This window comes from Paenibacillus sp. 01L418 (assembly GCF_056400045.1).
In genome coordinates this window covers 1-4655 of record NZ_JBFTSN010000467.1, presented here as the reverse complement: position 1 = coordinate 4655, position 4655 = coordinate 1, and the positions used below count along the sequence as shown (strand labels likewise).

Annotated in this window: 5 protein-coding genes and 1 pseudogene; all 6 read right to left on the bottom strand. The window is 39.5% G+C overall.

The annotated features are described in order from the left end of the window. Positions 1–423, bottom strand: a pseudogene (locus AC1DSE_RS30495) (ABC transporter ATP-binding protein); the annotation flags it as partial. Positions 424–503: 80 nt separating this feature from the next. Next, the gene (locus tag AC1DSE_RS30490) at positions 504–962 is read right to left on the bottom strand and encodes a lasso peptide biosynthesis B2 protein (protein ID WP_477528721.1); all 459 of its coding nucleotides are present in this window, start codon (positions 960–962) and stop codon (positions 504–506) included. 15 nt (positions 963–977) lie between these two features. Beyond that, positions 978–1286, bottom strand: a complete 309-nt coding sequence (locus AC1DSE_RS30485) for a lasso peptide biosynthesis PqqD family chaperone (RefSeq protein ID WP_477511033.1) — start codon at positions 1284–1286, stop codon at positions 978–980. A gap of 3 nt (positions 1287–1289) precedes the next feature. Further along, entirely contained in the window at positions 1290–2222 is a 933-nt protein-coding gene (locus AC1DSE_RS30480) for an aldolase (RefSeq protein ID WP_477528720.1), read from the bottom strand. A gap of 84 nt (positions 2223–2306) precedes the next feature. Further along, positions 2307–2450 carry a paeninodin family lasso peptide gene (locus tag AC1DSE_RS30475; RefSeq protein WP_477511035.1) on the bottom strand — a complete coding sequence of 48 codons (144 nt, stop codon included), beginning with the start codon at positions 2448–2450 and terminating at the stop codon, positions 2307–2309. Positions 2451–2464: 14 nt separating this feature from the next. Then, a complete protein-coding gene (locus tag AC1DSE_RS30470; protein WP_477511036.1) occupies positions 2465–4405 on the bottom strand; it encodes a lasso peptide isopeptide bond-forming cyclase in 1941 nt (646 codons plus the stop codon). Between the last annotated feature and the right edge of the window lie 250 nt (positions 4406–4655).

Sequence of the window (4655 nt, the reverse complement as noted above, 5' to 3'; positions counted from 1 at the left end):
GGCTATAGATGTTATCATCTGCAAAAATAGAAAAGCACCATTCGTCACACGTGAAAGTTCACCAGTAAGAGAATTAATAAGGTCTGTTTTCCTTTTTCTTATAAAAAATCCCCAATTCGCTTGCAACAGCGCTAGATAAAGCTCTAAACGTATTTGATTAACAAAACCAGTGTGTATTCTTATTTCTCTTAAGCTTAAATTAMGACCAATTACTGCTTGAAGAGCGACAATCAAAATATATATCGTTAAAATAATAAATAAGGCCCTTTCTTTGGGAAGCTCCTGTAACGAAGCTAATAAAGATAAACCTGGTAATGATGCAAGTGGAATGTTCACTATTCCAATCACACTAAGTAAAGGGGCTAGCAACAGCATGCTCGCGCCATCAAGAAGTCCAACAAGCATCATGCCTATGAGATTCAAGTATAGAATCTTGCCTCCGTATGCATGCAGCTTTTTGGAAAAATACATTAGATGATTCATCGCTTCATCACTTTCCGTCTTTAGGAATAGGTTACATTAGCAAACATACCGGTGACCGTAAATCGATGCATTTCTTCTGAACCTGTAATATAAAGGGCTCCGCTTCGCAGCCAGGCATGAGCAATCAACTTGCCGGCTTCATCTTTTGTTGTACCTAAATAAAGTGTACTGCTTATTTTACGTCTCTCCAGCATTTGCATGCCAGCTATTGCTCGAGCTAAACATTTACTATCCCAAGGCGTATTTCTGCTTGCAACTTGAAGARCATAACGGATTTGCACTAATGTTTTTCTATGCTCTGCTTCAGCATCACTCTCCGTTTCTTTCATGTATTGCCCAAGAGTAGGAGCGATTTTAGAAAACGGCTGAATTAGAATCCGTATACGAGCGTATCCTAGTAATAATGTTGCCTCTATTAATAGAAATAGTGTTTTGAAATCCAATGAAAACAATGCTTTTAATTTCATCAACTTCCCCATGACATCACCATATATTTAATCTTTTATATAAACGAGTCGTTCTTCAAGTAGATGAGACAAAAAAGAAAGCACTTGCTCTTCACACACTTCTCTAGCAACATCAAATTCTTGAAGTAAAGCTTCAACTACTTCTGATACCGTTGCAGGCTGTTTAATCAGATTCCATATTTGGCTGCCCATTACACCCAAATTATAATATTTACCATTCTCAATACTCAAAATCACCTTTTCTCCGCCCATATCACTTACAATATTGTTGCTATCTTGCATAATCAGCTGCTGTAACTCTAATGTTTGAATCGTAATTGCTTGGCTCTTTGTCATCTTCTAATCCCCCGTAGATATGGTTTGTAAAACGAGTTCGACAAGCTCAGGAGCGGTAAACCTTGCGATAGGTCTTTGCACCTGATAAATAGGCAATTCCTCAGCGAGTAAGGCAGATTTAGTGAAATGCCACCGCGTTAGTCCTAGCTTTTGCACTAAAAATTGTCGATATGTATGTTGAAATAAGAGGTCTAGGCGAGCAAGTTTATGAACAGGAACAATTGACACCTGATCTGATTCCGTTATTACAAGCTCGAATATCCCTCCAAGCGGCAATACATTAGAACAAAAGTCTGCCTCGATTGGAAGACAAAATTTATTCTCTCTTCCATAAATAGATCGAAGTTCTTCGTTGTTTACACCAAATGCGTCTAAGCTTTGCTGCCATAGCTTTTGCTGCGGGTAAGCTGGGATAACTAATGGCATTTGATCTAAGGAATCCCGTGTCACAGCAATAATATCATCACTCAAGAGCGAATAACCCCGTCTAATAAAAGCTGAAGCTAAAGTCGATTTCCCAGCACCGGAATGACCAACGAATGCATAAGCTTTACCATTGATGGCAATTGCACTTCCATGCAACGGGTACATGCTGCGTTGAAATAGCAGTGCACCAATACAGGTACCGAGAACATAAATTCTAATCAGATCATCATCTGCACCTTTATTAGGTGATATGATGATCTGATTACCATTTTGGATCCGAAAAACTCCCGCGTCCGGCATATTTACTGTTACAACGTTTTTCTCAACAACAAAATCATAAGGCTCCAGTTCAATCATTTCTGTAAAAGAGCTATCGATTAGAATTGTTATGTCTATTGGCTTACGGTCTCCTAAAATAGGAGTCAATTCCGGCAATGGAATTTCGCTCTCGATCGTTAGTCCAAACGCACTATACACCTTTTTCGTTCCCGTCAGCTGCAAGGTCCTCACTCCATCAATTTCCTTAGTAATAATTAGAAGGTCCTTATACTACTTAAGTATAAGGACCTTCTTCTTCATAACACACATAATTCCTTAGCTAGTAAAACGTGGGTTTTCAGACCATTTACCTGGTATATAAGCCTCATCAGTAAGTGGACCGTTTTTAGTAGAAGCCGCAGTCATATGTACATGAAGGACCTCTAATTCAGGTTTATTCCATTGTTTTTTCGTTTGCATTTTGTCACCTCCCTTCAATTCAATTTTATAAGAAAGCGATAAACGATTAGGCTGCGCATCAATAATCTGTAATTCGGATCAAGCGCAAGCTTAGATTGAGCACCTTGCTCAATTTGTGCTAGCGCTGATTGGATCACATTGCAATCAACAAATTGCATGAATTCTCGATCTTGGCTCATTTTTCTCAGCTCATCTGTGAATGCTTGCCATTTGGGACGCATACGATGAACCCAATCCGCTCCCTGCACTCCTCTTGTGCGCTGATTCAACCTTACACTGTCGGGCAATAAATTATGAGTTGCACGTCTTATCAGGGCTCGATCCATTCCATTCTGAACGTACTGATCCTCTGGTAGTGACAAGCAAAAACGAATGACTCGTATATCATTAGTGGGGTCTCGCTTCCATAATGAGTGTCTTAATGAAAGTTTTGTCGAAAGCGTATTGCCTGCATTCCAATGATAGACTTCATCAAAATGGCTTCTTCTTTCATCGTACACATTTTTGGCTGCAAACCATCCAGAAGCATCAATTCCATATTCACTAAGCCGATTAAATACATCGGTCCTTTTGGCGAAATCGGGATGAATAATCATAGGATAATGATAATTTTCTCCAATGGGGCGCAATTGATCTATAAAGGGGAAAGCAGTACGGCTTACATTTGAAAATACATGAGCACGACCAGAACCGATATTCAGACTATACTGACGCATTTCTCGAAGCAGCTTGATCCATCTCATTTTTTTCAACAATGTGGCGTAATAAGGAATGGCATCTCCCCACGAGATTGACAAATTGCCTCTGCCACCATTAAGCAGCACACCAACTCCTTGCTCCTCTGCTTTCTCAAACATTCCTTTCATCCAGAAAGAATTCTCGAAAAACTTATAAGGCATTTCCATAATATTTAGAAACCCGTCGATTTCGGAGTAAGAATCTCTCCCTTGAAAATCTAGGTAGTGCTCTTCAATACCTCCCACATGCCCAACAGTCGATTCAATAAGTGGTCTTTCATTAGTCAGCATTGATTTGGGTGTATAATCAACAAAGTCGCTTGTAGGTACGTAGCTGAACGTGTGCAGACTTTTATTTTGCGGTCGCAATGCCTTTGAAGCAAAGCCAACAATAGAGCCTGAATCCAAACCGCCGCTAAGCTGTGCTCCGACATTACGATGTGTCCGCAGCCTTGAAGTAACAGCTTGTTGAAACACATCCTGAAATGCCTCAACATACTCATCATTTGATTTAAAGCGTACGACTTCATCTGGTCTCAGTTGGTGATATCTTGCAAGAGTAATTCGTCCTGCAGTTATCGTTATCGTATGAGATGGAGGGAGCTGCTCAATATTCCGATAAGCCGTCTTGGATGCATCCGCAACGTCAACCATGCCAGAAATAGCCAGAAACTCAGCAAGCCATTGTTCATTTAACAATCTCTCCTTACCCAGCAATGTAAGTAAGGGTTCAATTGTTGTACAAAAGGCAACACGCTCATTATTTCGATGATAATAGAGCGTGCGACCTCCGGAGAAGTCTCTAGCACCAAACAGCTTTTGTCTTCTACAATCCCAGATTAGGAAGGCGTAATCACCAGCTAAATAAATAGGTGTTCTATCCCCCCATTTATCATAAGCTAATAAAATTAGCTCGCTATCCGTCATATTTCTTCTTAATTGCTGCTCTACTCCGAGTCGGTTGAATAATTCTATGCGGTTATCAATAATTGCATCTGCAGTTATAACAAGCCCTCGTTCATCATCCAAAAAAGGATTACGTTCATTGATCGACTCAGGTGTAATCCATTGATTATGACAACCTAAAAATATATTATCGTCATGCCAAGCTTGAGCTGTATTACATGGAAACTGAGAAAGTGCCTCCATTAAAGCATCGCCCTGCTGCCATGCCAAACTTTCCTTGCCGGTATGAAAAACTCCTGCGATGGCGCTCATCGTGGCCTCCGGGTGGTCATCGAATTTGTTTTATTAACGTACTTGTTTCAAAAATTAGGCATTTGTTTTTAGTTCTTTATAAAGAACATATTTGAATATTACACCTGAAATAAACCTTTGTCAATGACTTTTCTACGATAAACTGCAAAAAATTCATAGTTTTTGTTCTTTATTAAAAACAAAATGTCGATTAGTTTTTCGCCTGAGTATTTTACAATAAAAACATTTTTTTCAACTCTACATAGTACTC